2 protein-coding genes are annotated in these 707 nt (G+C 22.5%); both read right to left on the reverse strand.

The features are described 5' to 3' along the window. Window positions 1–328: hypothetical protein (locus N9R85_RS03865; RefSeq protein ID WP_262858663.1), on the reverse strand; the 328-nt coding region annotated here is incomplete at its 3' end. After that, complete coding sequence (locus N9R85_RS03870; protein ID WP_262858664.1) at window positions 328–570, reverse strand: hypothetical protein; 243 nt, start codon at window positions 568–570, stop codon at window positions 328–330. The genes N9R85_RS03865 and N9R85_RS03870, both read right to left, overlap by 1 nt. Between the last annotated feature and the right edge of the window lie 137 nt (window positions 571–707).

Here is a 707-nt window from a genome sequence, read left to right on the forward strand (position 1 = left end):
CAGTTTTAAAGTATTTTATTAATGTTTCTAAATCATTATTAACAATCGCTTTAGAAAGATTATATGTTCCTAATTCTCTCATCATTTTGGTTGCTTGACTATCTGTAATCGTTGCGTGTTCTACTAACGATGAAAACAATACATAATCTCGAAAATTCGAAAAAGCATAATCTTTTGATTTGCATTTTATAAAATAAACTTTTTGATATTGATTGTGTTTAAATCCAATTGTACTAACTACATTAAATAGATAACCTGTATAATTAACATCAATTATAATTTGGTTGTTTTTTAACAAAAAAACTTTCCCTGAAAAATATACTTTCATTATCTTCCTCTAGAATTTTTAGAAAGTTCTTGTATGTTTTGATGATAGCAATTTCAAAATGTTTCTTCTAATCATTTAATATTTTTTAATAATTCATCTAAGTCAATAGTTGCAGGCAGCACATTTGCTCAATCGATTTTTTTGATTATGAAATTTATATCTGATAATGGTATTCTATAAAATTGTTGAATGTGATTTCTCATTTTTGTTTCAATTAATTTAATTATTTGTTTTAAAGTCATTTTTTCTCCTTGTTATTTTCTAAAATATTTTTCATTTAATTTATTAATTAAAATTTCTAACTCTTCAATTTCTTTTGAATTTTCTTCGGGTGAGTTTTTTAAATTTTCTAAGGTTTTTTGATATTTCTTTCATTTTT

This window comes from Mycoplasma sp. CSL7503-lung, assembly GCF_025515455.1.
GTDB lineage: Bacteria > Bacillota_I > Bacilli_A > Mycoplasmatales > Metamycoplasmataceae > Mycoplasmopsis.